The organism is Pseudarthrobacter sp. NIBRBAC000502771 (genome assembly GCF_006517215.1).
GTDB classification, from domain to species: domain Bacteria; phylum Actinomycetota; class Actinomycetes; order Actinomycetales; family Micrococcaceae; genus Arthrobacter; species Arthrobacter niigatensis.
Genome location: NZ_CP041187.1, coordinates 2546413 through 2570354, shown reverse-complemented (window position 1 = coordinate 2570354; position 23942 = coordinate 2546413). Strand labels below are relative to the sequence as shown.

The window sequence follows — 23942 nt, the reverse complement described above, 5'->3', positions numbered from 1 at the left end:
GTGACACGACGGCGGCACTTCCTTGGGCCCAGCTGTCTGACAGTCGAGCCCCTCTCCGAGCCGCCATCGAAAGGTACATTCTGTTCTTGGTACCCACCACCGACGTTAGTTCATAGCCACCTGTTATTCATCCTTTCCCGGTTTATTTTTTTCTAAGTCATGGCTCCTCCCGTGCGGTATGGGGACCGGAGTGGCGGGGGCGGAGGCATCGGGCGGGCGTGTCGCCGCAAGCACCACAGCGCCCCTCACCTGGGCGCCGGCGACATGCAGGGCGCGGGCGGCTTCGCCAATGGTGGCACCGGTTGTCAGCACGTCATCGATGATGATGCAGGGACGGCCCAGGACCTTTTGGCGGTTGCCCGGACGGACCCGCATGGAACCTCTGACCCGTTGCGCACGGGCTCCCCTGCCCAGGCCTTTTTGGCCGCCCATCCGGCCGGGGAGCAGAAGGCCCGGTCCAGGCTTCTTGGCCAGGACATCCGCGACGTTGAGTCCAGGCAACTGCCGTGCCGCCTCTTTCAGGAGCAGGTGGACCGGGCTAAACCCCCGGTTGAGGTACGCGGCCGTGCCGGTAGGGACCGGAACCAGCAGCACCCCGCTGCCGTCCCGGGCTGCAGCCCTGACCGCCGCGGCAAGTGCCCGGCCCAGGCTCCTGCGAAGCTGGTGCTGGCCGTGCCGCTTGAAAGAAAGCAGGCCCTGTGCCAGTTCGTCCCGGTACACACCCGCGGCAACCACCGGAAGCATGATGGTCCCGTCGACGTCCACCAACGCGGGCGCACCGCTTTCAGCCCGGAAGGGGCTCCGGGCCAGCCGGCGGATGCGGCTGGCGCAGGATGCGCAGAGAGTGCGGTCCTCCGCACCGCAGCAGACGCAGTCAACCGGCACAGCCAGGGCCAGCAGATCCGCCGCTGCGCCGGACAACCAGTCCGTGAGCCGCAGGAGGACGGCCGCGTGCTCGTCCCTGTGCAAGGCAGGGAAAGGCGGTGGCGGGTGAAGGTCCGGGTCCATCCTCCGGGTACCCTCGGGGCCCGACCCCGTTGCGCCGCCTCCGCCTGATCTGCTGTTCATTCCTGAAGCATTCATCACGTGCGCCCGGTGGTCAGGGCCCCTGCGCAGCTATGTGGACAACTCCGCCGGCGGCTGAAGGCCAGCGGCGGAACGGGTCCGGCGGGGGCCGCGAGGGGATTTGAAACCGGCCTCAGCCAGGAAAAGCGGGATCGATCGGGCCCTTGATCTGTGGCGACCAACCGTTGCCGAGCCGCTGGAAGATGCCCTCTCCGGACTGGACGTAGATGTCGTCTGCACCGTTTCCGGCGCTGATGGCAACCAGCCCGGGCCAGGGCGCCAGCTGCTGCGGCTGCCCGGAGGTGAGCGAGAGAAGTTCCGGCGTGACGTTGGCCCCGGCTGCCCCCTTCATGACGACAACAGAGGTGCCATTCACCCACACCCCCTGGTCGGGATCGCCGGCAGTGGCCAGGGTGATCGGGGGTGTCAGTTCGCGCGGGGTGCCGTCGCCGGCGCGGATCACGCCCGTCACCTGCACCTTGGATTTCCCGTTCTGTTCAGAGATGACCAGGGCGCGCACGCCGTCGCGTGAGACGCGGAATTCCTTCACCGTCCGGCCGGCAAGCCACGACGGCGCCAGGGTCACCGACGGGACGGGCGCCCCCTCGGCCACGCCGGTGGGGTGGAACGCCACGACTTCGGTGGCGCCGGAGCCTCCCGGGCCGGCCGTCCACACCCAGTCGCTGACGCTGAAAGACGGCCTGCTGAGGGTGGTTCGGGTGGTCAGGGCACGCGCAGGTTGCCCCGGGCTGATGCTGTAAAGGGTGGTGCGGCCCTCGTTGAGGAAGGCTGCGGTCTGCGACACCGGAGATTCTGCGGGATAGCGCGGGTTGAGGGCCGAGACCGGCTGCATGTCAGGCAAGGGTGAAACCCGGTTGTTCTCATAACGCACCAATTCGTTGCCGCTGACGGCGATCTGGCGCGACGGAACGGTCCTGTCCAGCACCGGAGGAAGGACCGATCCGTTGTCCTCCACGCGAACCAGGTCCTGGTTGGCGCGCAGTTCAACATTGACCACATCCGGCTGGCTGCGGAAGGTCAGGGTCAGCTGCATCTGCATGCGCAGCCGGTCCTCCGCCGAGGTTTCCGTCAGTTCCTTGGCGGTCAGGTCCACCTGCGCGGCCCCGGAGACCACCGGGACGGACTCACGGGCCAGCTTGATGCCGGAAGGGAACGCGCTGGCGACGGCGCCGCGAAGGTAGGGCGCCGGACCGGACAGCAGCGCGCTGGTCATCGCTTTGACGGTCTTGTTCTTCAGGAACCAGCGGACGTCGGGGATGGCGTAGGTAAAGGTGGGGTCGTAGAAGTAGATGGGATACGCGCCGTAGATCACTTTGAACGTTTCCTCGGCGATGGCGGTCCCGTCAGGAATTGCGGAGATGCGCCACTCGCCGTCCACCTGGGTCACGGTCACGGGAATACGTTCCACTGTGCCCGGCGGCGATTGGGTGGCGATGCCGTCAGCGTCCACCGTGTAGGAGACATCCAGCTCATAATTGAAGACGTTTTCGGTGTCCGTGGGGACGACGCGCGCCTCGCGGTAGACGAGTGCGCGTTTGTCCGGTTTCCAGGACACGGCCGATGCCTGTGTCAGGTACTGTCGTGCCACCGCGTAGTCATCCTCGTAGCCGCTGCCGGCCCGGTAGAAGTAGTCGATGATGGTCTCGGGTGACGCGCCGGGCTGCGGCGCTGCGGGCAGGAAGACGGGTGCACTGACGTTGCCTGCACTGCTTTCGCTGCTCTTTCCGACCGGCCCGGAGGTGGGAATCCGTGCGCAACCCGCCAGGAGGACCATCAGCAGCGCAAGCAGCGCAGCGGGGTACCTGGCATGGCGCACCCCGGCCCTCATGGTGTCTCCTCGGGGGACTGGACCGGGGCAGGCGCGGCCGCACCTGCCTGCAACAGCAGCATGTTCTTGTAGTCCTGTTCCGCGGGGATGGTGCCCGGCGCTCCGGGTATGGTGGCGTCCTTCGGTTCCAGTTGGAGGGGCGACTCGGTAATCACACCGTCCTGGCGCAACGGCAAGGTCAGCCGGAAGTTGGCGCCGTCGCCCTTCCTCCCCCACGCCTGCAGCCAGCCGTGGTGCAGCTTGGTGTCCTCCATGGCAATGGAGAGCCCCAACCCGCTGCCTCCCGTCGTGCGCGCGCGGGCAGGATCGGCGCGCCAGAACCTGTCGAAGACCCTGGCGGCCTGGGCCTGGTCCATCCCGATGCCGTGGTCCCTGACGGCAACGCCTACGGCGGTGTCATTCACCGCAACGGTGACGGTCACCGGCCTGCCCTCACCGTGCTCCACGGCGTTCAGGATGAGGTTGCGCAGGATGCGGTCGATCCGCCGCGCGTCCATTTCCACGATGACGGCGTCTTTGGGTGCCGTAAAGAGGATTTCCGATCCGTACTCCGCGGCCACCGGGGCGGCGCCTTCGATGACGTGGGCAATGACTTGGGTGAGGTCTTCAGGTTCAGCATCGAGGACTGCGACGCCTGCATCGAACCGGCTGATTTCGAGCAGGTCCGAAAGGAGCGACTGGAACCGTTCCACCTGGTTGTAAAGCAGCTCGGCGGACCGTTTGTTGATCGGATCGAAGTCGTCACGGGCGTCATAGAGCACTTCCGCAGCCATCCGCACCGTGGTCAGGGGCGTCCTCAGCTCGTGCGAAACGTCCGACACAAAGCGCTGCTGCATCTGCGAGAGCGTAGCCAGCTGGGTGATCTGCTCCTGCAGGCTGGCCGCCATGTGGTTGAAAGAGGCACCAAGGCGGGCCACTTCGTCCTCGCCCTTGACCACCATGCGCTCCTGCAGTTGCCCGGCGGCGAGCTTTTCGGAAACCATGGCGGCGTGGCTTACGGGGCTGACCACGTTGCGTGTAACGTACCAGGCCACGGCGCCGATCAGCAGGACCAGTACCGCACCGCCGGCCCAGAGGACGCTTTGGATCTCATTCAGTGTTTGCTGCGCGGTGTTGAGGTCGTAGATAAGGTACAGCTCGTAGACGGTGCCGTTGAAGGTGACCTTGTTGCCAACGGCGATGCCCGGCCGGTCCTCGGTCCCCACCGGGATGACGGTGGAAGCCCAGTACTGGTCCTTGCCCGACTCCTGGACAGCCTTGCGCAGGTCCGGGGGAATGACGCTGACCGTCAATTGGTCGGACGCGCGGGACTCGACCCAGCGGTTGCGGGGCTTTGTCTGGTTTGGCATCGCCTCAAAAACGTAGCGGCGTTGGATGACCGAACCCCGGCCCTCCACGGCGCTGAGGGTGTCGGAGACCAGCGTGATGACGCTGGACTGGTCGGTGACCTGGGCGCCGTCGAACGTCTCCTGCACCTGCTTGACGTTGTAGCGTGTCTCCGACTCCGCTTGCGTCAGGCGCTCCTGGAAGAGGTTGTTGGCGATCTGGTTGGACAGGTATGCCCCGACGACGGCAAACGATGTGACGGCCAGCATCAGGGTGGTGAGGACGGTTCGGAACTGCAGCGACCGCCGCCAGCGCTGCTGCAGTGCCCGGCCCAGGTACCTTAGCCCCGGAAGGAACCGGCGGACACCGGTGCCGACCAGCCGTGCCACGCGCAGCGCCACGATGAGGGCGCGGCGCTGCCAGATCCGGGCGCGAAACGCCACGTGCCGAAGGCCGTGAGCCGGTGTGCTGCCGGGCCCAGGCACGTCATGCGGTTCGCCGGCCGGGGAAGTCCCGTCCTGGGCGGCGGGGTCAGACCCCTGCTTTGTAGCCGACACCACGCACCGTCAATACAACTTCCGGGGCCTCCGGGTCCTGTTCGATCTTGGACCGCAGGCGCTGGACATGGACGTTGACCAGGCGGGTATCGGCGGCGTGGCGGTAGCCCCACACCTGCTCCAGCAGCAGCTCCCGGGTGAAGACCTGCCATGGCTTGCGGGCCAGCGCCACCAGGAGGTCGAACTCCAGCGGGGTCAGGGAAATCCGCTCGCTGCCCCTGCTGACGGTGTGGCCGGCGACGTCGATGGTGATGTCCGCGATCTTCAGCGTTTCGGGGGCCTTCTGGTCGCCGGGGCGGAGGCGGGCGCGTACGCGTGCCACCAGTTCGGCGGGCTTGAACGGTTTCGGCACGTAGTCATCGGCACCGGATTCCAGCCCGCGAACGACGTCGGAGGTATCGGACTTGGCGGTCAGCATGACGATGGGGACATCGGACTCGCCGCGAATCTGCCGGCAGACCTCGATGCCGTCCATGCCGGGAAGCATGAGGTCGAGCAGGACAAGGTCGGGCCGCGATGACCGGAAAATATCGAGGGCCTGGGCGCCGTCAGCGCAAAAGACCGGCTCGAAGCCGTCATTACGGAGGACAATTCCAATCATCTCGGCCAGCGCTTCGTCATCATCTACCACCAGAATGCGTGCCTTCATAGCTATATATTCCCTTATCGGGATGGGTTTGTCGTGTTGAGCGGCCTCCCGGCATGGCGGGACACTAGGCCGCCCGACGCCGGAACTATAGTCTTGGGGTCATGCCCAGCACGGCCGGTGCGCACTTTCCGGTGCGCGGCCCGTGGGCAGGCGGACTGGTATGGGGGAGGAAATCAGTGTCACCACATGAGCCGGGTCACGGGAACCCGCCGGAAGAACGGGGCAAGGACCGCGGCGATGGCGACGGCGGCCCCACCGGCACAGGCGCTGGCATTCCTGGGCGGACCGCCCGGGATCAGCCGTGGGCGCCTCCGGCAGGACAGCCAGGCGATCCCCAGCAGCCAGGCTGGCCGGCACCGGCGTGGAACGGACCTGGAACGTGGCAGCAGCCCACGCAGCCGCAGCAGTGGCCGCAGAACCCGCCCTACCCGAGCGGGGAAACCTCACGCCCCGGAGCGCCCTATGCCGGGCAGCCCTACAACGGAGCACCCTATGGCGGCCAGCCCTACCCGGGCTCCCCCCATAACCAGCCGCCCCACTACGCCGGCCCTTTGGGAGCCGGCCCTTACGGGCAGGCCCGCTACGTGGCCCCGCCTAAACCAGGCATCATTCCCCTGCGTCCGCTGATGTTCGGGGAAATCCTGGATGGCTCGTTCCAGTCCCTCCGGCGCAACGCCAAGGCGATGCTCGGCGCGGGCCTCCTGGCCCAGTCACTGTCCGCCATCCTCGCCGCGGTGCTCACCGGAGTGCTCGCAACATCGTCCGGGACCATTGAATCCTGGGCGAAGACGGCCAGCAGGACCGACGTAGCGTCGTTAGGGATTGGGCTGATGGTGACCTTTGCCGTGCTGTCCATCCTTTCCGTGTTCATGTCCGTGGTCCTCCAGGGCGCCATGGTGGTCCCTGTGGCCCGGTCCGTCCTGAACCGTCCCACCGGCTTCCGGCGCATGCTGTCCCTGGTGCGTCCGCGGATCGGGGCGCTGGCCGGGCTTGCGGCGGTGCTGGTGGCGGCTGCGCTGGCCGCCATGGCGCTGTTCTTCGCCCTCATCGTCCTCCTGTTCTCCAACGTCCGGGGTGCGGCGGCCCTCCTGGTCATCCCGCTGATGTTCGGTTTCGCCGCCGTGTTCCTCTGGGTGGCGATCAAGCTCATGGTGGCACCTGCCGCCGTCGTCATCGAAGAATTGGGCGCCCTTGCCGGACTTCGCCGCTCGTGGGAACTGACCCGGACAAACTGGTGGCGGATCCTGGGCATCACCCTGGTGGTGGGAATCCTGGTCGCTGTCATCACCCAGGTGGTCCTGATCCCGGCAAGCCTGCTGCCCACGGTGCTGTCCGGGGTGGTCTCGCCCCATGGCGGCAGCGGCCAGGACGCAACGCTGACCGTTGCCGTCAGCATCATCACCGCGGTGGTCGGTGCGCTGGTGGGCGCGGTGGGCTACGCGTTCCAAACGTCCGTTATGGCGCTGCTCTACATGGACCTGCGCATGCGCAAGGACGGGTTGGATATCGCGCTGCTGCGCGACATGGAGACCGGCGCCGATCCTGACGGCATCCCCGGCCGGAAGGCCGTCGCTGCGAACCCGTACCCCGGATACGGAACGGCGCCGGGAGCATGGCCCGATGGCCGTTGAACCGCCGGTGCTGCCGGGTGCCGACGAGGCACAGCGGTGGGCAGCAGAAGAATTGGCCAAACCTGAATACCTGGACGCTGCCCCGTCCTGGCTGGACAGCCTGTGGCGGAACTTCCTGGACTGGCTGCAGTCCCTGGACGGCTCCCCAGGCGAGGCGGGTCCGGTGCCCAGCCCGGTCATTGCGCTGGTCATTGCCGCGATAATTGCGGCCGCGGTCATCCTTACCCGTCCCCGGCTGAACGCCCGGGTCCGGCAGGCCAGGGACGTCTTCGAAAGGGAAACCGTCCTGACCGCCGCGGACTACCGGAACCGCGCTGAAACCGCAGCCGCAGCCGGACAGTGGGGGGACGCCGTCGTCGACCGTTTCCGCGCGATGGTCCGCAGCGCCGAGAACCGGACCATTCTTGATCCTCAGCCTGGCAGGACCGCAGATGAGGCCGCGAACGCATTGTCCGTGCCGTTCGCCGGTGAAGCCGGGCGGCTTGCCCGGGCGGCGGCTACTTTTGACGGCATCCGTTTCGGGAGCCGCGCAGCGTGCAGCGCCGACTACCAGGACATGGTGGCCCTCGATGCCGCACTGGACGCCACGAAGCCCGCCATGGGCATGGTGCCGCTGCAATGAGCGGGCCAGCGACCACCGGCGCCGGGACCGCACAGGAAACACCGCAGTCCCCCGGCGCGCCAACGGTGGGCGGAAGCCTCCGGGCCGCAAGGTTCCTGGCCTGGCTGCGGCAGCACCGTGGCATGGCCGCAGCCGCGGTCGTGGTGGCAGGTGCGCTCGCCCTGATCATCGGCACGCAACTCGCCCCCAAAGGTGACACCCTCCCCCTCTCCGTCCACAACGCAGGGCCGGAGGGAGCCAGGGCGCTGGGCGAAATCCTGGGCCGGCACGGTGTTTCGGTCCGTACCCCCACCCGGTTCGACGCGGCGCTGCAGGACCTGCATTCAAGCTCCTCCCCCACACTCCTGCTCTACGACAGGTACGGCGTCCTGGACGCACAGCAGCTGGCCGGCCTGGTGTCGGCTGCCGGCCGCGTGGTGGTGGTGACCCCCAGGCTGGAGACCCTTGCCGCCCTTGACAGCGGCATCCACCAGGCCGGCGTCGTCCCGGATGCCTCTCCGGTCCTCAACCCCGGTTGCGCCTACCCTGACGCCGAGGCAGCGGGACAGGTGACAGGCGAGGGCGGATTTGTTTACGACGGCGGCACCACCTGTTACCGCGCGGCAGGCACCGCCGGGATGCTGGCCGTCAGCGCTGACGGACGGCTGGCCGTGCTGGGCAGCACGGCTGTCCTGGGGAACGACAAACTGGACGAGCTGGGAAACGCTGCGCTGGCGGTCCGGACGCTTGGCGCCTCGCGGGACCTCGTCTGGTACCTGCCTTCGATCGAAGACGCAACCGCGGACGGCTCCGGGAAAACCCTCGACGACCTCGCACCGGGTTGGGCCCGTTTCCTTGGCCCCTGGCTGCTGGTGGTGGCGCTCGCCGCCATCGTATGGCGGGGACGCAGGCATGGTCCGCTGGTGTTCGAGCCGTTGCCGGTGGTGGTCAAGGCTGTTGAGACGGCAGAGGGACGGGCACGGCTCTACCAGGACTCGCGTGCCGTCGAGCAGGCCCGGGACAACCTGCGGGCCGGCCTGCTGGTGCGGCTCGCCCGAAAACTGCGCCTTGGCCCGGGCGCCACTGCCGAGGAAACGATTGCGGCGGCGGCCCGGCTGCTTGGCAGGGATGCCGCCGGCGTCCGCATGTTGATTAACGAACGCCCCACAACTGAAGCCCGGCTGGTGGCCTGGTCCCAGGCCATGGACAAACTGGAGAAAGAGGTCATGACCCGATGAGCGAACAGAGCAGTGGCCCGGGAATCCTGAACCCCGTGGACCCCAACGTCCCGGCGGACGACGACGGCGCCCGGCAGGCGCTGCTGGCTGTCCGGCGCGAGGTGGCAAAGGCCGTGGTGGGTCAGGACGCCACAGTAACTGGCCTCCTGATTGCCCTGCTTTCGCAGGGCCATGTGCTGCTGGAGGGCGTACCGGGTGTTGCCAAGACCCTGCTGGTCCGGGCCCTTTCCTCCGCCTTGAGCCTGGATACCAAGCGGGTGCAGTTCACTCCGGACCTGATGCCGGGCGACGTCACCGGCTCGCTGGTTTACGACTCCCGCACGTCCGACTTCAGCTTCCGGGAGGGACCGGTCTTCACCAACCTCCTGCTGGCAGACGAGATCAACAGGACACCGCCAAAGACCCAGGCTTCGCTCTTGGAAGCCATGGAGGAACGGCAAGTCTCCGTGGACGGGCTGTCCAGGCGGTTGCCGGCGCCGTTCCTGGTGGCAGCAACGCAGAATCCGGTGGAATACGAGGGCACCTATCCCCTCCCCGAAGCACAGCTGGACCGGTTCCTGCTGAAACTCACCATGCCGCTGCCCGGGCGCGGTGAGGAGATCGAGGTGATCCGACGCCATGCCGCCGGATTCGATCCCCGGGACCTGGCAGCAGCAGGCGTCCGGGCGGTGGCGGGCGCCGAAGACCTGCAAGGGGCGCGGGAAGCAGTGGCCCGGGTAGCGGTGGAGCCGGAAATCATCGGCTACATCGTGGACCTGGTGCGTGCCACCAGGGCGGCCCCCTCCTTCCAGCTTGGCGTCTCACCGCGAGGCGCCACTGCCCTGCTCAACACCTCCAGGTCCTGGGCCTGGCTCTCGGGGCGTCCGTTCGTCACCCCGGACGACGTCAAGGCGCTGGCCCTGCCATGCCTGCGGCACCGGGTGGCTTTACAGCCCGAAGCCCAGATGGACGGAGTGAGGGTGGACGACGTCCTGGGCAGCATCCTGGCATCCGTCCCCGTTCCCCGCTGATGGCCATCTCGGGGCGCTTCGTGGCAGTGGTGCTGCTGGGCCTGGTGCCGGTGCTGCTGTTCCCGGGTTGGCCGACCATTCTCACCACGACCGCCGTGCTCGCTGCCATGCTGGGTACCGACCTGCTGTTTGCCGGGTCCTCCAAGCGGGTGGCCGCGGTACGTGCGGAACCCCAGAACGTTAGCCTCGGCAACGCGGTGGAGGCGGCCCTCACGCTCCGCAACGGAGGTTCCCGCCGGCTCCGGGGCTCGTTCAGGGACGGGTGGCAACCCTCCGCCGGGGCGCAGGACCCGGTCCAGGACATCGACGTCCCGGCCGGCGAAAGCCGACGGTTCGCTGTCAGGCTCCGGCCGGGCCGGCGCGGGGACCTCAAGGCACCCCACGTGACAATAAGGTCGTATGGTCCGCTTGGCCTGGCAGCCAGACAGCGGACCATCGATTGCCCCGGCTCGGTGCGGGTACTGCCGCCCTTCCATTCGCGCCGGCACCTGCCCTCCAAGCTGCGGAAGCTGCGCGAACTCGATGGAAAGGCCGCCGTCCAGATCCGCGGAGCCGGCACCGAGTTCGATTCCCTGCGGGACTACGTCCGCGGCGATGACGTGCGGTCCATCGACTGGCGCGCCACGGCACGGCGTTCCTCCGTGGTGGTCCGCACCTGGCGCCCGGAACGGGACCGGCGGGTTGTCATGGTCCTGGATACCTCCCGCACGTCCGCGGCGAGGATCGCCGACGAAACGCGGCTGGACACCGGGATCGAGGCTGCGCTCCTCCTGGGCGTCCTGGCCGAACGGGGCGGCGACCGGGTGGACTTCCTGGCCTTTGACCGCAGGACCCGGGCGCGGACCGGTTCCGCAGGCCAGGGCAACATCCTGGGCCGGCTGGTCCAGGCCATGGCGCCCCTTGAAGCCGAGTTGATCGAGATGGACTGGCCGGCGGTGCCGGCGCAGGTCCGCGCTGTCTCCGCGCACCGGTCCCTCGTGGTGCTGCTGACCTCACTGGACAGCGGAGCGCCCGAGGAAGGGCTGCTGCCCGTGGCGGAGCGGCTGGCCAGCGGGCACACAGTGGTGGTGGCTGCCGTCCGCGACCCGCAGCTGGGCACCATGCTCCGGGAACGCAGCGACGCCACCGGCGTGTTCCGGGCGGCTGCCGCCGAGCGCGCACTCCTGCAGCGCGCCGCGGTTACCGCGGAACTGCGCCGCTACGGCGTCGAGGTGGTGGACGCGGAGCCGCATGACCTGCCGTCCCACCTCGCTGACATGTATATCCGGCTCAAGGCTGCCGGTAGATTGTGAAACCGGAGGCAGACAGCGCCGCCGCAGGCCACAGGAGGTCCACGTCATGAGCGTCCCCATTTACCGGCAAGCCCTGGGCACGGACTTCCACCGGCTGCAGCCCGAGCTTCAGGAGTACTTCTCGCTGGCCCCGGGTTCCGGACAGTACGGGCTCGGGGAAGGAACGTTCGACGTCGTTGGGTGCCGCCAGCGGTGGCTGCGCCCATTGCTGGGGCTGGCCGGCCGCGAAGAAGCCTTTTTCCCCGAATATGGTGAGAACATCCCGTTCCGGATTGAAAACCACGCCCACCAGGATCCGTTCGGCCGCTCCAGCCTCACGGCGCGCCGGGAAATCCGGTTCCCGGGGCGCACCAGGCTTTTCCAGGACACGACAAGCGTCACCAACCGGGAAGGCAGCCCCCAGCTGGTGGACTACGTGGGACGCTACCGGCGGCTGGTTACGGACCTGAACCTGAGCGTCACTGCCGAAGGCAGGCTGCGTGGCGTCTCGGAGGCGTCGAGGCTGTTCGCAGGCCCGTTCCGGGTCCCGCTTCCGGCTGCACTGGACGCCAAGGCCTACGCCGAGCAGTGGTGGGATCCGGCCGAGGGCAGTAACGGGCGGCACCGCATCCAGGTAAAGGTCATCCAGCCGCAGATCGGCCTGGTCCTGGTATACGCCGGGGCCTTCGACTACCGCCTGCGCCCTTATGCCGGCGGCAGCTCCGCCCAAAGCTTCCTCCCCCGCTACGCCCAGCCGGACCGCTGGGAGAACAGGGTCTAGCTACCCCAGCGCCTGCTGGTTCAGGCCGTCCGCCACCTGGGTGAGCCTGTTCAGGACGGCAGTTGCTTCTGCGGGTGTCCTTGCGGCCAGCCCTGCCGACGGCGTCACCCGGACTGCGGGCAGCAGTGAGGGCGGCAGTCCCAGCTGCCGCCACGGCCGCCAGACTGCCTCCACGCAATCGGCAACCCTGGGCAGCGGACCGGCGGCGGCCACCTCCAGGGCGCCGGCCCAGAATTGCTTGCCGGCCTCCACCGCTCCGGCCACCTGTTCCCATTGGCGGTTGGTCAGGGCCTTCAGCGGCAACGCGACGCCGTCGGCCCCGGACGTGAGGGCCAGCTCGATCGGGGCTTCGATTTCAGGGAACGACACCACAACTCCAGCGGCGCCTGCCCCGCGCAGGGCGTCCATCACAATGCGCCAGGACTCACGTACTTCCGATGCTGCAACTGCACGGAGGGTACGGTAACCGCTCGCCGTCGGGATTGTGCCGGCCAGCACTGCGGCGATGGCAGGTTCGTCCACCTGCACCACCAGCCGGGCGCCGGGAACGGCTGCTGCCACACGGGTGAGGTAACCGCCAACTCCGGCTGCCAGCGAGGCTGCCAGATCCCGGCGGGCGCCGTGATCCAACAGCGCGCGTTCACCGTTGTGCAGGTACAGGCCGGCAGCAAGGCTCAGCGGTCCCACCAGCTGAACCTTCAGTTCATCCGGCGACACGTCTTCGGCGCCCGCGACGTCGGCCAGGACGTTCAGGTCGGTGGACAATGCCGATGCTGCCCGGCGCATGTCCTTGCCCGGGCGGTCCACGAGCCGCCAGCCATGCGGCTGGACATCCACAGCGAGTTCTTCCAGGAGGGAGGCTGTGCGGCCCAGGGCGTCTGAACCGACACCCCGGTCCGGCAGTTCGGCCAGGAAGGGAAGGTGCGGGCTGCCAAGCTCGCCCCGGATGATGCGGGTGGCTTCGAGCGGGTCGTCACCCGGCCACGTCCCCAGGGCGGTGGCGGTGACTTCCCTGGCTGTGGTTTCTTCCTGAAGGGGCGCGGCCGGAAGCCTGCTGCCCCCTGGTCCGTGCTGTTCCCGGCTCACGCCAGCGCGGAGGTCTGCGGCCGCTGGCCTGATGAGGCCTGGTGGTCCTCTGCGATCGCCTCGTGGTGGCGGATCACCTCACCGATGATGAAGTTGAGGAACTTCTCAGCGAAGGCCGGGTCAAGGTGGGCGTCCTCGGCAAGCCGGCGCAACCGGGCGATCTGGGCGGCTTCACGTCCGGGGTCACCGGCGGGGAGCCGGTGGGCCGCTTTCAGGAAACCCACCTTTTGCGTGGCCTTGAAGCGCTCCGCGAGAAGGTAGACCAAGGTGGCATCAATGTTGTCAATGCTGGAGCGGATGGACAGCAGTTCAGCCATCACCGATTCGTCCACGTGGCCTGCAAGCGAGCTGGCGGAGGGATCAAAATCGTCGGCGCCAGGAGAGCTGGGGGTGTGCTGCGTCATTGCTCCAGTCTATGGGAGCGGAGGGAGCCGCCGCGGGTGTGAAGCGCCGGTGCCGGCCGTCTGCCGGTACCGGCGCTTCATGCTGCGGCAATCCCGGGGTCAGATGCCCAGGAGTGCCCGGTGTTCCTCGCGCCGTTTTGCCTGTTCAGCCGGGTCGGGCACGGGCAGGGAGGCGATCAGCCGCCGCGTGTAGTCATGCTGCGGGTTGCCCATGACCTGGCTGCCGATCCCCTGTTCCACGAGCTTGCCCTTGTACAGGACGCCGACCCAGGAAGACAGGATGTCGACCACTGCCAGGTCGTGGCTGATGAACAGGCAGCCAAAACCAAACTCCTCCTGGATGTCCCTGAACAGCTCCAGGACCTTCGCTTGGACCGATACGTCCAGGGCCGACGTCGGCTCATCAGCGATCAACAGCCGCGGGTTCAGGCTCAGGGCACGCGCCAGCGAGGCCCGCTGCCGCTGGCCGCCGGAGAGTTCGTGCGGGTAGCGTCCCGCGTACGACGCCGGCAACTGGACCGATTCCAGCAGCTCACCGACGCGCTTGCGCGCCTGGGCCTCGCTCGGCCTGGTGTGGATGACCATAGGTTCGGCGATGCATTCCCCAATGGTCAGTTGCGGATTAAAGGAAGCTGCCGGGTCCTGGAAGACGAAACCGATGTCCTTGCGCAGCGGCTTGAAAGTGCGCTCCCGGAGATTCAGCATCTCGTAGCCGAGCACCTTGAGGCCTCCGCCGGTGGTCCGGTTGAGCCCGGCGATCGCCCGCCCGATGGTGGTCTTGCCGGACCCCGATTCGCCCACCAGGCCGAAAACCTCACCCCTGGACAGGGTGAAGCTGACGCCGTCCACGGCCTTGAAGGCCGGCGTCCCGAGCCGCCCGGGATACTCGATCACCAGGTTGTCAGCAGTCACCAGGACTTCCTCCTCCTGGTGGCGCCGCTCGGTAAGGCCTTCCGACGCCGAGTGCCGGCCAAGGTGCGGCACCGCGGCAAGGAGGTTCCGGGTGTAGTCCTGCTTTGGTTCAGCGAACAGGGTCTTCGCCGGGGCTTCCTCGACGATGTCGCCCTGGTACATCACCACCACACGGTCCGCCAGGTCCGCCACCACGCCCATGTTGTGCGTGATCAGCACGATGGAGGTACCGTACTTGTCCCGCAAGTCCCGGAGGAGTTCGAGGATTTCCGCCTGAACGGTGACATCCAGGGCGGTGGTCGGTTCATCGGCCACAATGAGCCCTGGGTTCAAAGCCAGGGCTGCGGCGATCACCACGCGCTGCTTTTGGCCGCCGGAGAACTGGTGCGGGTAGTAGTTGACTCGGTGCTCAGGGTCGGGGATCCCGACTTTGCCCAACGCTTCGATGGCACGGGCCTTGGCTTCCTTCGCGGCTACCCGCCCCCCGCCGTTGGCATTGGCGTGGGCGCGGATGCCCTCGGCGATCTGCCAGCCCACGGTGAACACGGGGTTCAGGGCGGTGGATGGTTCCTGGAACACCATGGCCACATCCCGGCCACGGATCTGGCGCAGCCGGCCGGGGCTGAGGCTGATGACGTTGGTGCCGTTGATCAGCACCGCACCGGAGCTCACTGCCGTTTCCGGCAGCAGGCCCAGGATGGTCTTGGCGGTGACCGTCTTCCCGGAACCGGACTCCCCCACGATGGCAAGGACCTCGCCCGCTTTGACGTCGAGGCTGACATCCTTGACGGCGTACACATCGCCGCCGTCCGTTGCGAACGTGACCTTCAGGTGATCGATATCGAGGACTGTCTTCCGGTCCGGATCCTGCCGGCCGGGCACGGGATCACTGCTGATGGTCATTGTGCTCTCACTTCCAGTTCAATTGCCGCCTGCGCGGCGGAGGGACCACCGTCATCCTTGCGGCCCGACCGCTTGCGGCCGCGGAGCCGCGGATCGTTGAGGTCGTTGATGCTCTCGCCCACCAAGGTCAGCCCGAGGACTGTCCAGACGATGGCCAGGCCCGGGAACAGCCCCGTCCACCAGATGCCGGACGTGGTGTCCGCGAGCGCCTTGTTCAGGTCGAAGCCCCATTCCGCCGCCGAGCTCGGTTCGATGCCGAATCCCAGGAAGCCGAGCCCGGCCAGGGTCAGGATGGCTTCGGAGGCGTTGAGGGTGAAGATCAGCGGAAGGGTCCGGGTGGCATTGCGGTAGATGTGGCGGGTCATGATGCGGATGTTCGATGCGCCCACCACCTTGGCGGATTCGACGAAGGGTTCAGCCTTGAGCCGGATGGTCTCGGCGCGGATCACCCTGAAGTACTGCGGGATGAAAACTACCGTGATGGAGATGGCGGCAGCCATGATGCCGCCGAACAGACTGGACTCCCCGCCGCTGATCACGATGGCCATGACGATGGCAACCAGCAGTGACGGGAAGGCATAGATCGCATCCGCCACGACCACCAGTATCCGGTCAAGCCAGCCCCCGATGTAACCGCTCAACAGGCCAAGGATGACACCGGCGAAAATGGAGAGCACAACAGCCACGATGATGACCAGGAGAGCCGTTTGGGTTCCCCAGATGACCCGGGAGAGGACGTCGTATCCGCCCACCGTGGTGCCCAGGAGGTGTTTGCCTCCAGGTGCCTGCTGGGTGGGGAAACTGCCGTCGGCGTCCGACAGTTGCGCAAAGCCGTAAGGCGCCAGCAGTGGGGCGGCCAACGCGGTAATGAGGAAGATGCCGGTGAGGACCAGGCCCACCACCAGCATGAAGCGTTGCAGGCCGACGCTCTTGTTGAAGTGCGAAACAACCGGCAGCCGCCGGAAGAGGGGTGCCCGCGGGTTGGCAACGGGTTCGAGAGTTGTAGTGGCAGACATTCTCAGTACCTCACGCGGGGGTCGATCAGCGCGGCGATAATGTCCACGATGAAGTTGGTGACGGCAACGATGACGGCCAGCAGCACCACAATGCCCTGGACGGCGACAAAATCGCGCGCCGTGAGGTAATTGGCCAGCTGGAAACCGAGGCCTTTCCATTCAAAGGTCTTCTCCGTCAGCACGGCTCCGCCAAGGAGGACGGCAATCTGCAGGCCCATGACCGTGATGATCGGGATCAAAGCCGGCTTATAGGCGTGCTTGGTGACCAGCCGGAACTCGCTGACGCCGCGTGAGCGGCCAGCTTCCACGTAGTCCTTGCCGAGCGTGCCGATGACGTTGGTCCGGACCAGCCGCAGAAAGACCCCGGCCGTCAGGAATCCCAGGGCTACCGCCGGGAGGACCGCATGGGACATGACGTCACTGAAGGCGGCCATGTTGCCGCTGCGCAGGGCATCCAGCCAGTAGATCCCGGTGGGGGCCTCCAGCGCGGTCAGCGACAGCTCTGTCCTGGTGCCCGCCCGGCCGGCGACCGGAAGCCAGCCCAGCCATACGGAAAACACGAGCTTGAGCAGCATGCCAGCGAAGAAGACGGGGGTGGCGTAGAACAGGATGGCCAGGACCCGGAGGACCGCGTCCGGCAGGTGGTCACGGCGGGAGGCCGCGATCAGGCCCAGGGGGACGCCAACCAGCAGCGCGACGATGAGGGAGTTGATGGCCAGCTCAAGTGTCGCCGAGCCGTAGGTGGTGAGCATCTCGGTGACCTTGCGGTTGTCCGAGAGGGTGGTGCCGAAGTTCCCGGTGACCAGCTGGCCCAGGTACTCAAAGTACTGCGCCAGCAGGGGCCGGTCGTAGCCGGCGGCATGGATTCGTTCCTGCAGTTGCTCCGGGGGAAGCCGGCCGCCCATGGCGGCCGTGATCGGGTCACCGGTGATCCGCATGAGGAAAAACACCATGGTGACGAGGATGAGGATAGTGGGGAAGATCAGCAGGAACCGGACCAGGATGTACTGGCCCAGCCCACCGCCTGACTGCTTTTTCTTGGGTGGAAGGAGAGCGTCGGCGTCACTGGGTGGCGCGTCAATCAAAGTTGTCATCGGTACCTGGATTCGTGGTGACCGGGAGCCAGCATTCCCCTCGGTGCTGGCTGGTGACGGGCGAAAGGCGGGACGCCGTTGCGGCGTCCCGCCTTTGGGCCGTCAGAGCCCGATGGGGGTGGAGTGCTTACTTGGACAGGACGCCAAGGCGGGTCTTGAAGGACGGGTCAAGCGTCTTCTCAACACCCTTGACGTCCTTCCCTGCCACCAGCAGCTGCGAGCCCTGGAGCAGCGGCAACGTCGAGAGGTCCTTGGCAACCGCCGTCTGGACATCACCGATCAGCTTCTGACGTTCAGTCTTGTCCGGGGTGGTGAGCTGCTTCTGCACGAGGTCCGTGACAGTGGGGTTCTCGTAGTGGTTCTTCAGGAAGTTGCCCGGGATGAAGAACGGCGTGAGGTAGTTGTCAGCATCCGAGTAGTCCGGGAACCAGCCCAGCTGGTACACGGGGTAGGCGTCAGCGGTCCGGGCCTTGGAGTACGTAACCCACTCAGTGGACTGCAGGTCAACGGCGAACAGCCCCGACTTCTCCAGCTGTTCCTTGACCATGGCGTATTCGTCACCGGACGACTTGCCGTAATGGTCCGGGTTGTACTGGAGCTTGATGTTCACGGGGCCGGTGACGCCGGCATCGGACAAGGCCTTCTTGGCCTTGTCCAGGCTGGGCTTGCCGCTGCCGTCGCCGTACAGGTCCTTCATCGGCTGGCTTGCGCCAGGCAGACCATCGGGGACCACGGAGTACGCCGGGACGTAGGTGCCCTTGTAGACCTGGTCGGAGATGGCCTGGCGGTCCACGATGTCAGCCATCGCCTGGCGTACGGCGAGGGCCTTCGCAGGGTTGGCTTCGGGAGTCTTGGCTCCGAAGGGCATCGTGTCAAAGTTGAAGACGATGTAGCGCAATTCGCCGCCCGGGCCCTTGTAGACCTTGACCTTGGAATCCTTGTCCAGGTCTGCCGCGTCCGTCGCTGTCAGGCTGCGTCCGGCAACGTCGATGTTTCCGCCCTGGACATCCAGCTTGAGGTTGTTGGAGTCGGCGTAGTACTTGATGACGGCACTGTCATTGGCCGGCTTGCCCAGCAACCCGCTGTAATCCGCGTTTGCCTTGAGGCTGACAAGTTCGTTCTTCTTGTACGAATCGATGGTGTAGGGTCCCGCGAAGGGCTTGGCAGCAACGATGTCTTCGTCGCTCATCACCTTGTCGGCCGGGAAGACTTCCTCATCGATGATGGGGCCAGTGTTCGTGCCCAGGACGCTCGGGAACACCTGGTCGTTGCCCGCCTTGAGGTTGAAGACCACGGTGGTGTCATCCTTGGCGTCAACGGACTTGAGGTTGGAGAGCAGTGACGCGGGCCCGTTGGGATCGTTGATCTTCAGTACCCGGTCGTAGGAGAACTTCACGTCCGAGGCAGTCAGCGCGTGGCCGTTGGCAAACTTCAGGTTGGGCTTGAGCTTCACCGTGAATTCGGTGGGCGCCGTGAACGACGCCGACTCCGCGATGTCCGGGCTGACCTCGGCAGAACCGGGCTTGGAGTTCATCAGGAACGGGTAGACCTGGTTCATGACCAGGAAGGAGCCTGCGTCGTAGGAACCGGCGGGGTCGAGGGTGACGACCTTGTCCGTCGTTCCGAAGGTGATGGCACCGCCGCCGCTGCCGCCGCTGGCCGTCCCCCCGCCGCCGCCGCCCGATGGCCCGGTGCAGGCTGTCAGGGCCAGGGCGGAGATGCCTGCCAGCGCGATGGCGCGGTGCAGGGCCGTTGTGCTCTTGATCATCTGTGAACTTCTTTCCGATGAGTACGCGCACGCCGCGGTCACAGGTTGATGGCCCCGGACGCCGGCGTGCAGTGCTGATTCCTAGATTGAATCAGAGAGTCAGCCCTCGGGACTGCCGTTTCTGTGAGTTCGAACACAATATTTTCTTAAAAGTTACCCGGCAGGGTCCGGCAGCCCCCGGCGGAGGAGGGTACCCGGGCATGACAAAGCGCCACCCCGGGAAAGCCGGAGTGGCGCTTTAGGGGCCTGGGCTAAAGCGTTGCCCGCTGCAGCGACCGTGCGGCGTCTATTGTCGCCTGGCCCAGCACGCGGCTGCCCTGGTACAGCACTACCGTCTGGCCCGGCGCCACGCCGCGCAGCGGGGTCACCAACCGGACCACCAGCTGGGCGCCGGCTTCGCCGGACGCGGCAGGCTCCATCCTGGCGGTGGCCGGGACGGGATCCCCGTGCGCCCGGACCTGCGCGTAGCAATCGAATTCGGCCCCTGTTTCTACCTCGCCGATGGGAAGGCCGGCCCAGGAGACCTTGATGCCGCGGATCTCGTCGATGGCCAGCAGGGCCTCCGGGCCCACCACCACCTTGTTTTCCTTGGGCCGGATTTCCAGGACGAAGCGGGGCTTTCCGTCAGCTGCCGGGGTTCCGAGCTTGAGCCCGCGCCGCTGGCCGACAGTGAAGGCGTTGGCCCCGGGGTGCTCCCCGACCTTGGCGCCGGTCTCATCCACGATGTCGCCGGAGGTCATCTCGATCTTTTCGGCAAGCCAGCCGGCGGTGTCGCCGTCGGGAATGAAACAGATATCGTGGCTGTCCGGCTTGTTGGCCACGGAGAGGCCCCGCCGCTCCGCCTCTGCCCGCACCTCGGCCTTTGACGGGGTGTCTGCCAGCGGGAACATGGAGTGCTTGAGCTGTTCATGTGTCAGCACCCCAAGGACGTAGCTCTGGTCCTTGGCCCAGTCCGCGGCGCGGTGCAGTTCCCGGTTGCCGTGGGCGTCTTCGATCACCTTGGCGTAGTGGCCGGTGCAGACGGCGTCGAACCCGAGGGCAATGGCCTTCTCCAGCAGGGCCGCGAACTTAATCCGTTCATTGCAGCGCATGCAGGGGTTGGGGGTCCGGCCGGCGGCGTATTCGTCAATGAAGTCCTGGACGACGTCTTCCTTGAAGCGCTCGGAGAAGTCCCACACGTAGTAGGGAATGCCCAGCACATCGCAGGCCCGCCACGCATCCCTGGAGTCCTCGATGGTGCAGCAGCCGCGGCTGCCCGTGCGCAGGGTGCCAGGCATCCGCGAAAGGGCCAGGTGGACGCCGACGACGTCGTGCCCGGCCTCTACTGCGCGGGCGGCGGCAACAGCGGAGTCCACTCCGCCGCTCATGGCTGCTAGTACTCGCATGCTGGCTTTCTGTCGGGGGATGCTTGCTGTCCGTGGCCGTGCTGGACGCATCGGCGGCGGAAACGATCTTCGCCTATCCATTCTACGGCGGCACGCAAATCAGCTGGTGGCGGGGTGCGCATCCACGGCCATCAGGCGCGGCGAAGGGCCTGCCGCGCCTGGGTCCCCGCGGTCTGGATTGAGGATTCGTGCCCGGCCATGCCGGCCTGGCGTGCCCGTGCGTACGCGTCCGGGAGCGCTGCAAGGAGGGCGTCGACGTCGGCCTGCGTGGAGGCGTGCCCGAGGCTGAACCGCTGGGCACCGCGGGCCGTCTCCTCGTCCAGGCCCATGGCCAGCAGCACATGCGAGGGGCGGGGCACCCCGGCAGTGCAGGCCGAACCCGTGGACGATTCGATGCCGGCCAGGTCTAGGAGGAACAGCAGCGAGTCCCCTTCGCAGCCCGGGAAGGTGAAGTGCGCATTGCCCGGAAGCCGGTGGTCGCCGTCGGCCCCGCGAAGAACGGCTTCCGGGACCCGCTCGCGGACACCGTCGATCAGCCGGTCACGCAGGGCAGCGATCCGCGCCGCTTCAGCGGGCAACGAAGCTGCAACGGACTCCGCAGCGGCAGCAAAAGCGGCAATGGAAGCGGTGTCGAGCGTGCCGGAGCGGACGTCCCGCTCCTGGCCGCCGCCATGCTGCACCGGTGTCAGTTTGACGGCCCGCCCCAGCAACAGCGCGCCAACCCCCACCGGACCGCCGATCTTATGCCCGGATATCGACATGGCGTCGAGTCCCGAATCCTTGAAGTGCACCGGCACCGAGCCGAACGCCTGGACCGCATCGGAGTGAACCGGCACGCCCGCAGCGTGCGCCAGTTCCACGATGCGCCCGATCGGCTGGACGGTGCCCACCTCGTTGTTGGCCCACATGACGGTCACCAGCGCCACGGTGCCGGGATCGCGGGAGAGCTCGGCTTCGAGGATCCCGAGGTCCACCACTCCCTCGCCGTCCACGGGCAGCCACACCACGTCGGCGCCTTCGTGGCGTTCCAGCCATTCAACGGTGTCCAGCACTGCATGGTGTTCGACGGCGGAGCAGAGGATGCGCCGGCGCTTCGGGTCTTCTGCCACCCGGGACCAGTACATGCCCTTCACGGCGAGGTTGTCCGCCTCGGTGCCTCCGGATGTGAAGATGACCTCTGAGGGATGGGCCCCTGCCGCCGCGGCAATGGCCTCCCGTGCGTCCTCGACGGCACGGCGCGCCCGGCGTCCGGATCCGTGCAACGACGAAGGATTGCCGGTCCGCGCCAGCTCACGCGTCAAGGCGGCGAGCGCGGCCCCCGAAAGGGGCGTCGTGGCGGCATGGTCGAGGTAGGCGGGCATTCTCAAATTCTATCGCGGCAGGCCGGTGTTCCTCCGGCGTGGAGCGGTCAGCTGCCGCCGGTAACCCGCGCGCAGCAGTGGCCCGGCACAGGGACAACACGCTCCTCGGGAGCGCCGCAGCCCACCGCTGCGCCGCGCAGGAAAGCACCGTTCATGTCGCATACCACTGCCGCATGGGCCCGCGACAGCCGGTGGAAGGGGCAGTTGGGCAGCAGGTATCCCCCCTCCCCGTCCGGCTCTGGTTGGTAGCCCGCTTCCGCCAGGAACTCCTCCAAGCCTGCGGAACCTGCCGCCAGTTCCCGGCCTTTCCGGAATGCGACGGCGCGTAACGCCTCCCCCACCGCCAGACCTTGTGACTGGGTGTCCTCGATTGCCGCAGCCATCAGCTCCCCGGCAAGGTCGTAGTTCCGGTCCGGCACGGAGGCTCCCACCTCACTTCCAACCGGCCGGTACATCTTGGCGGGGCGTCCCGACCCCGGTCCCGTCCTGCCCGCAGGCTTGTGGAATTCCACGGCCAACAGGCCGTCCTGGACCAGCCTGTCCAGATGGAAGGAAACGGTGCTGCGCGCCAGTCCTGCGGCTTCAGCCACTTCGTCGCGCCCCACGGGACGGGCAGATGCGGCGACCAGTTCGAAAAGCTGCAGCCTCTTGGCATCCGTCAGCGATGCAACTGCCGCGACCCGGTCCGCCCAAGGAAGTCGGTACATGGTGTCTCCAATTCCAAAGTCAAGATCTCTTGATTATAGACCGTTGAGTTTCTAAAATTAACATACCTACTTTTAGAAGGAGAGCATCATGAAATCAGCATCCGCAATGAGGGCCCAGCATGCCCCATCGACAGTGCCGCCGGCTCGGCAGGCGTTCCTGCTGCTGCGAACCGTGTTCACCGTGGCACCGATCCTTTTCGGCCTGGACAAGTTCACCAACATCCTCACGCACTGGACCATGTACCTGGCACCCCAGGCCACGGCCATCGTCCCGCTGCAGCCGCAGACCTTCATGTACATCGTGGGAGTGGTGGAAGTCATCGCAGGCGTGGCAGTGGCGGTGCGCCCCAAGTACGGCTCGGTGATCGTGGCCGCGTGGTTGGCAGGGATCATCGTCAACCTGCTCCTGCTGGGAAGTTTCTACGACGTTGCCCTGCGTGATTTCGGCTTGCTGGTCGGCGCCGTGGCCCTGAACCGGCTGTCAGTGGGGGCAGCCCGGACCGCTGCGTGATTCCGGCAGCATTGCCAGGCGAGCGGACACCGCAGCCCCATGGATCCGCCGGCAGCTGAGCCCTCCAGCCGCCGGCGGTTTCCTGTTTCAGGACCTGTCGTTACTCACGGGGCCGGAGGCACCAACGGCAGGTAGCGGACGACGTCCTGGCGGGCAGCCTCCAGGGTTGCCGCGTCCGGACAGGATACGGAGAGGTAGGCCGACGAACCGGCAGTACCAAAAAGCCGTGCCAGCACCTCCGTGGAACGTCCGCCGGGAACGGCCTGCTCCAGCGCCAGTACTTCCACGTTCCGGCCTGGAGCTTCGGGCGTGCCGCCCCACTTCAAGGTTGCCGTCTTGAGGTAAGAAGGCTGGATGGCCGCATCCAGGTACTGGAACAGGGCAACGGTGGATTCCCTGTCATCTCCACGGACCAGCGGGGCCTGGCCGGTGCTGGTCCGGGTGGCAACCACGCAGCCATCGGCCTTCGCGTATTCGCTGCCGCCAGCCACGTTGTCCTTCACCATCCGCCACCCTGGTGCGCCCTTGAGGTCATCGGAAATCCCCACGGCCGTCCCGGGAGCCAGGTCGCCGCCGGCAGCGAAAGGCATGTCACGCGCTGCCACCGCGGCGGCATCATGGCCCGGAGTGATGGTTGGAGTGGCCAGGACCGGGGTACTGGCCGGCGCCGGGGTGGCCGAGGGATCCCGGACGTCCACGCTGCACCCGCCCAGAAGCAAGGCTCCCACGCAGCCAATGGCAAGAGGCACTCCCCCGCGCCGTCCCCTGCCGGCCCGCTCCGCCGTCGTCGGCATGTCCATCTCCATTCCGTTACATC

At 66.9% G+C, this 23942-nt stretch carries 21 protein-coding genes; 7 read left to right on the top strand and 14 right to left on the bottom strand.

The genetic code is table 11. The features are described from left to right. Positions 1 to 123: 123 nt before the first annotated feature. The 4 genes from NIBR502771_RS12065 to mtrA form a co-directional block, all read right to left on the bottom strand. Complete coding sequence (locus NIBR502771_RS12065) at positions 124 to 1068, bottom strand: ComF family protein (RefSeq protein WP_141159965.1); 945 nt, start codon at positions 1066 to 1068, stop codon at positions 124 to 126. A 130-nt stretch (positions 1069 to 1198) separates the two neighbouring features. After that, positions 1199 to 2914, bottom strand: coding sequence for an LpqB family beta-propeller domain-containing protein (locus tag NIBR502771_RS12060; protein WP_141159964.1), 1716 nt, complete (start codon positions 2912 to 2914; stop codon positions 1199 to 1201). Then, positions 2911 to 4683 carry an MtrAB system histidine kinase MtrB gene (mtrB, locus tag NIBR502771_RS12055; RefSeq protein WP_246839650.1) on the bottom strand — a complete coding sequence of 591 codons (1773 nt, stop codon included), beginning with the start codon at positions 4681 to 4683 and terminating at the stop codon, positions 2911 to 2913. Before mtrB ends, NIBR502771_RS12060 begins: the two co-directional genes overlap by 4 nt. A gap of 88 nt (positions 4684 to 4771) precedes the next feature. Continuing rightward, complete coding sequence (mtrA, locus tag NIBR502771_RS12050) at positions 4772 to 5446, bottom strand: MtrAB system response regulator MtrA (RefSeq protein WP_141159962.1); 675 nt, start codon at positions 5444 to 5446, stop codon at positions 4772 to 4774. A 176-nt stretch (positions 5447 to 5622) separates the two neighbouring features. Between mtrA and NIBR502771_RS12045 the strand changes: the two genes are divergently transcribed. Genes NIBR502771_RS12045 through NIBR502771_RS12020 form a run of 6 tightly spaced genes read left to right on the top strand, consistent with a single transcriptional unit; the run spans position 5623 to position 11978 of the window. Continuing rightward, positions 5623 to 7077 (top strand): hypothetical protein, encoded by a 1455-nt coding sequence (locus NIBR502771_RS12045; protein ID WP_246839649.1) that lies wholly within the window; start codon positions 5623 to 5625, stop codon positions 7075 to 7077. Continuing rightward, positions 7067 to 7699: a DUF4129 domain-containing protein gene (locus NIBR502771_RS12040; RefSeq protein ID WP_141159961.1), complete on the top strand. Its 633-nt coding sequence runs from the start codon at positions 7067 to 7069 to the stop codon at positions 7697 to 7699. The genes NIBR502771_RS12045 and NIBR502771_RS12040 overlap by 11 nt, the downstream gene beginning before the upstream one ends. Continuing rightward, positions 7696 to 8916, top strand: coding sequence for a DUF4350 domain-containing protein (locus tag NIBR502771_RS12035; protein WP_141159960.1), 1221 nt, complete (start codon positions 7696 to 7698; stop codon positions 8914 to 8916). Before NIBR502771_RS12040 ends, NIBR502771_RS12035 begins: the two co-directional genes overlap by 4 nt. Continuing rightward, complete coding sequence (locus tag NIBR502771_RS12030) at positions 8913 to 9926, top strand: MoxR family ATPase (protein ID WP_141159959.1); 1014 nt, start codon at positions 8913 to 8915, stop codon at positions 9924 to 9926. The genes NIBR502771_RS12035 and NIBR502771_RS12030 overlap by 4 nt, the downstream gene beginning before the upstream one ends. Then, a complete protein-coding gene (locus tag NIBR502771_RS12025; protein WP_141159958.1) occupies positions 9926 to 11218 on the top strand; it encodes a DUF58 domain-containing protein in 1293 nt (430 codons plus the stop codon). The genes NIBR502771_RS12030 and NIBR502771_RS12025 overlap by 1 nt, the downstream gene beginning before the upstream one ends. A 46-nt stretch (positions 11219 to 11264) precedes the next feature. After that, positions 11265 to 11978: a DUF4166 domain-containing protein gene (locus tag NIBR502771_RS12020; protein WP_141159957.1), complete on the top strand. Its 714-nt coding sequence runs from the start codon at positions 11265 to 11267 to the stop codon at positions 11976 to 11978. Here NIBR502771_RS12020 and NIBR502771_RS12015 read toward each other — a convergent pair whose 3' ends face one another. From NIBR502771_RS12015 to NIBR502771_RS11975, 9 genes are all read right to left on the bottom strand, one after another. Beyond that, positions 11979 to 12971, bottom strand: coding sequence for a hypothetical protein (locus tag NIBR502771_RS12015; RefSeq protein WP_141161530.1), 993 nt, complete (start codon positions 12969 to 12971; stop codon positions 11979 to 11981). Positions 12972 to 13060: 89 nt separating this feature from the next. Next, entirely contained in the window at positions 13061 to 13468 is a 408-nt protein-coding gene (locus NIBR502771_RS12010) for a chorismate mutase (RefSeq protein WP_141159956.1), read from the bottom strand. A 99-nt stretch (positions 13469 to 13567) separates the two neighbouring features. After that, the gene (locus NIBR502771_RS12005; RefSeq protein ID WP_141159955.1) at positions 13568 to 15283 is read right to left on the bottom strand and encodes an ABC transporter ATP-binding protein; all 1716 of its coding nucleotides are present in this window, start codon (positions 15281 to 15283) and stop codon (positions 13568 to 13570) included. Further along, complete coding sequence (locus tag NIBR502771_RS12000; protein WP_141159954.1) at positions 15280 to 16299, bottom strand: ABC transporter permease; 1020 nt, start codon at positions 16297 to 16299, stop codon at positions 15280 to 15282. Before NIBR502771_RS12000 ends, NIBR502771_RS12005 begins: the two co-directional genes overlap by 4 nt. Before the next feature lie 2 nt (positions 16300 to 16301). Beyond that, positions 16302 to 17393, bottom strand: a complete 1092-nt coding sequence (locus tag NIBR502771_RS11995; RefSeq protein ID WP_141159953.1) for an ABC transporter permease — start codon at positions 17391 to 17393, stop codon at positions 16302 to 16304. Positions 17394 to 17520: 127 nt separating this feature from the next. Then, complete coding sequence (locus NIBR502771_RS11990) at positions 17521 to 19161, bottom strand: ABC transporter substrate-binding protein (RefSeq protein WP_141159952.1); 1641 nt, start codon at positions 19159 to 19161, stop codon at positions 17521 to 17523. A 251-nt stretch (positions 19162 to 19412) separates the two neighbouring features. Further along, positions 19413 to 20528, bottom strand: a complete 1116-nt coding sequence (gene mnmA / locus NIBR502771_RS11985) for a tRNA 2-thiouridine(34) synthase MnmA (RefSeq protein ID WP_246839903.1) — start codon at positions 20526 to 20528, stop codon at positions 19413 to 19415. Positions 20529 to 20677: 149 nt separating this feature from the next. Beyond that, positions 20678 to 21907, bottom strand: coding sequence for a cysteine desulfurase family protein (locus NIBR502771_RS11980; RefSeq protein WP_141159950.1), 1230 nt, complete (start codon positions 21905 to 21907; stop codon positions 20678 to 20680). Positions 21908 to 21954: 47 nt separating this feature from the next. Then, complete coding sequence (locus tag NIBR502771_RS11975; protein ID WP_141159949.1) at positions 21955 to 22614, bottom strand: metalloregulator ArsR/SmtB family transcription factor; 660 nt, start codon at positions 22612 to 22614, stop codon at positions 21955 to 21957. A gap of 88 nt (positions 22615 to 22702) precedes the next feature. On the opposite strand from NIBR502771_RS11975, the gene NIBR502771_RS11970 reads away from it, so the two are divergent. After that, positions 22703 to 23125, top strand: coding sequence for a hypothetical protein (locus NIBR502771_RS11970; RefSeq protein WP_141159948.1), 423 nt, complete (start codon positions 22703 to 22705; stop codon positions 23123 to 23125). Between the two features lie 104 nt (positions 23126 to 23229). Here the strand turns inward: NIBR502771_RS11970 and NIBR502771_RS11965 are convergent, their stop codons facing one another. Further along, complete coding sequence (locus NIBR502771_RS11965; protein ID WP_371706594.1) at positions 23230 to 23931, bottom strand: hypothetical protein; 702 nt, start codon at positions 23929 to 23931, stop codon at positions 23230 to 23232. Positions 23932 to 23942: the final 11 nt, after the last annotated feature.

Bases quoted from the DNA above. Each gene is read 5' to 3' on its own strand.
- NIBR502771_RS12030 (WP_141159959.1), top strand. From the start codon at position 8,913: ATGAGCGAACAGAGCAGTGGCCCGGGAATCCTGAACCCCGTGGACCCC.
- NIBR502771_RS12000 (WP_141159954.1), bottom strand. From the start codon at position 16,299: ATGTCTGCCACTACAACTCTCGAACCCGTTGCCAACCCGCGGGCACCC.
- NIBR502771_RS12040 (WP_141159961.1), top strand. From the start codon at position 7,067: ATGGCCGTTGAACCGCCGGTGCTGCCGGGTGCCGACGAGGCACAGCGG.
- mtrA (WP_141159962.1), bottom strand. From the start codon at position 5,446: ATGAAGGCACGCATTCTGGTGGTAGATGATGACGAAGCGCTGGCCGAG.
- NIBR502771_RS12060 (WP_141159964.1), bottom strand. From the start codon at position 2,914: ATGAGGGCCGGGGTGCGCCATGCCAGGTACCCCGCTGCGCTGCTTGCG.
- NIBR502771_RS12035 (WP_141159960.1), top strand. From the start codon at position 7,696: ATGAGCGGGCCAGCGACCACCGGCGCCGGGACCGCACAGGAAACACCG.
- NIBR502771_RS12065 (WP_141159965.1), bottom strand. From the start codon at position 1,068: ATGAACAGCAGATCAGGCGGAGGCGGCGCAACGGGGTCGGGCCCCGAG.
- NIBR502771_RS11990 (WP_141159952.1), bottom strand. From the start codon at position 19,161: ATGATCAAGAGCACAACGGCCCTGCACCGCGCCATCGCGCTGGCAGGC.
- NIBR502771_RS12010 (WP_141159956.1), bottom strand. From the start codon at position 13,468: ATGACGCAGCACACCCCCAGCTCTCCTGGCGCCGACGATTTTGATCCC.
- NIBR502771_RS11980 (WP_141159950.1), bottom strand. From the start codon at position 21,907: ATGCCCGCCTACCTCGACCATGCCGCCACGACGCCCCTTTCGGGGGCC.
- NIBR502771_RS12020 (WP_141159957.1), top strand. From the start codon at position 11,265: ATGAGCGTCCCCATTTACCGGCAAGCCCTGGGCACGGACTTCCACCGG.
- NIBR502771_RS11975 (WP_141159949.1), bottom strand. From the start codon at position 22,614: ATGTACCGACTTCCTTGGGCGGACCGGGTCGCGGCAGTTGCATCGCTG.
- NIBR502771_RS12005 (WP_141159955.1), bottom strand. From the start codon at position 15,283: ATGACCATCAGCAGTGATCCCGTGCCCGGCCGGCAGGATCCGGACCGG.
- NIBR502771_RS11965 (WP_371706594.1), bottom strand. From the start codon at position 23,931: ATGGAGATGGACATGCCGACGACGGCGGAGCGGGCCGGCAGGGGACGG.
- NIBR502771_RS12025 (WP_141159958.1), top strand. From the start codon at position 9,926: ATGGCCATCTCGGGGCGCTTCGTGGCAGTGGTGCTGCTGGGCCTGGTG.
- NIBR502771_RS11995 (WP_141159953.1), bottom strand. From the start codon at position 17,393: ATGACAACTTTGATTGACGCGCCACCCAGTGACGCCGACGCTCTCCTT.
- NIBR502771_RS11970 (WP_141159948.1), top strand. From the start codon at position 22,703: ATGAAATCAGCATCCGCAATGAGGGCCCAGCATGCCCCATCGACAGTG.
- mnmA (WP_246839903.1), bottom strand. From the start codon at position 20,528: ATGAGCGGCGGAGTGGACTCCGCTGTTGCCGCCGCCCGCGCAGTAGAG.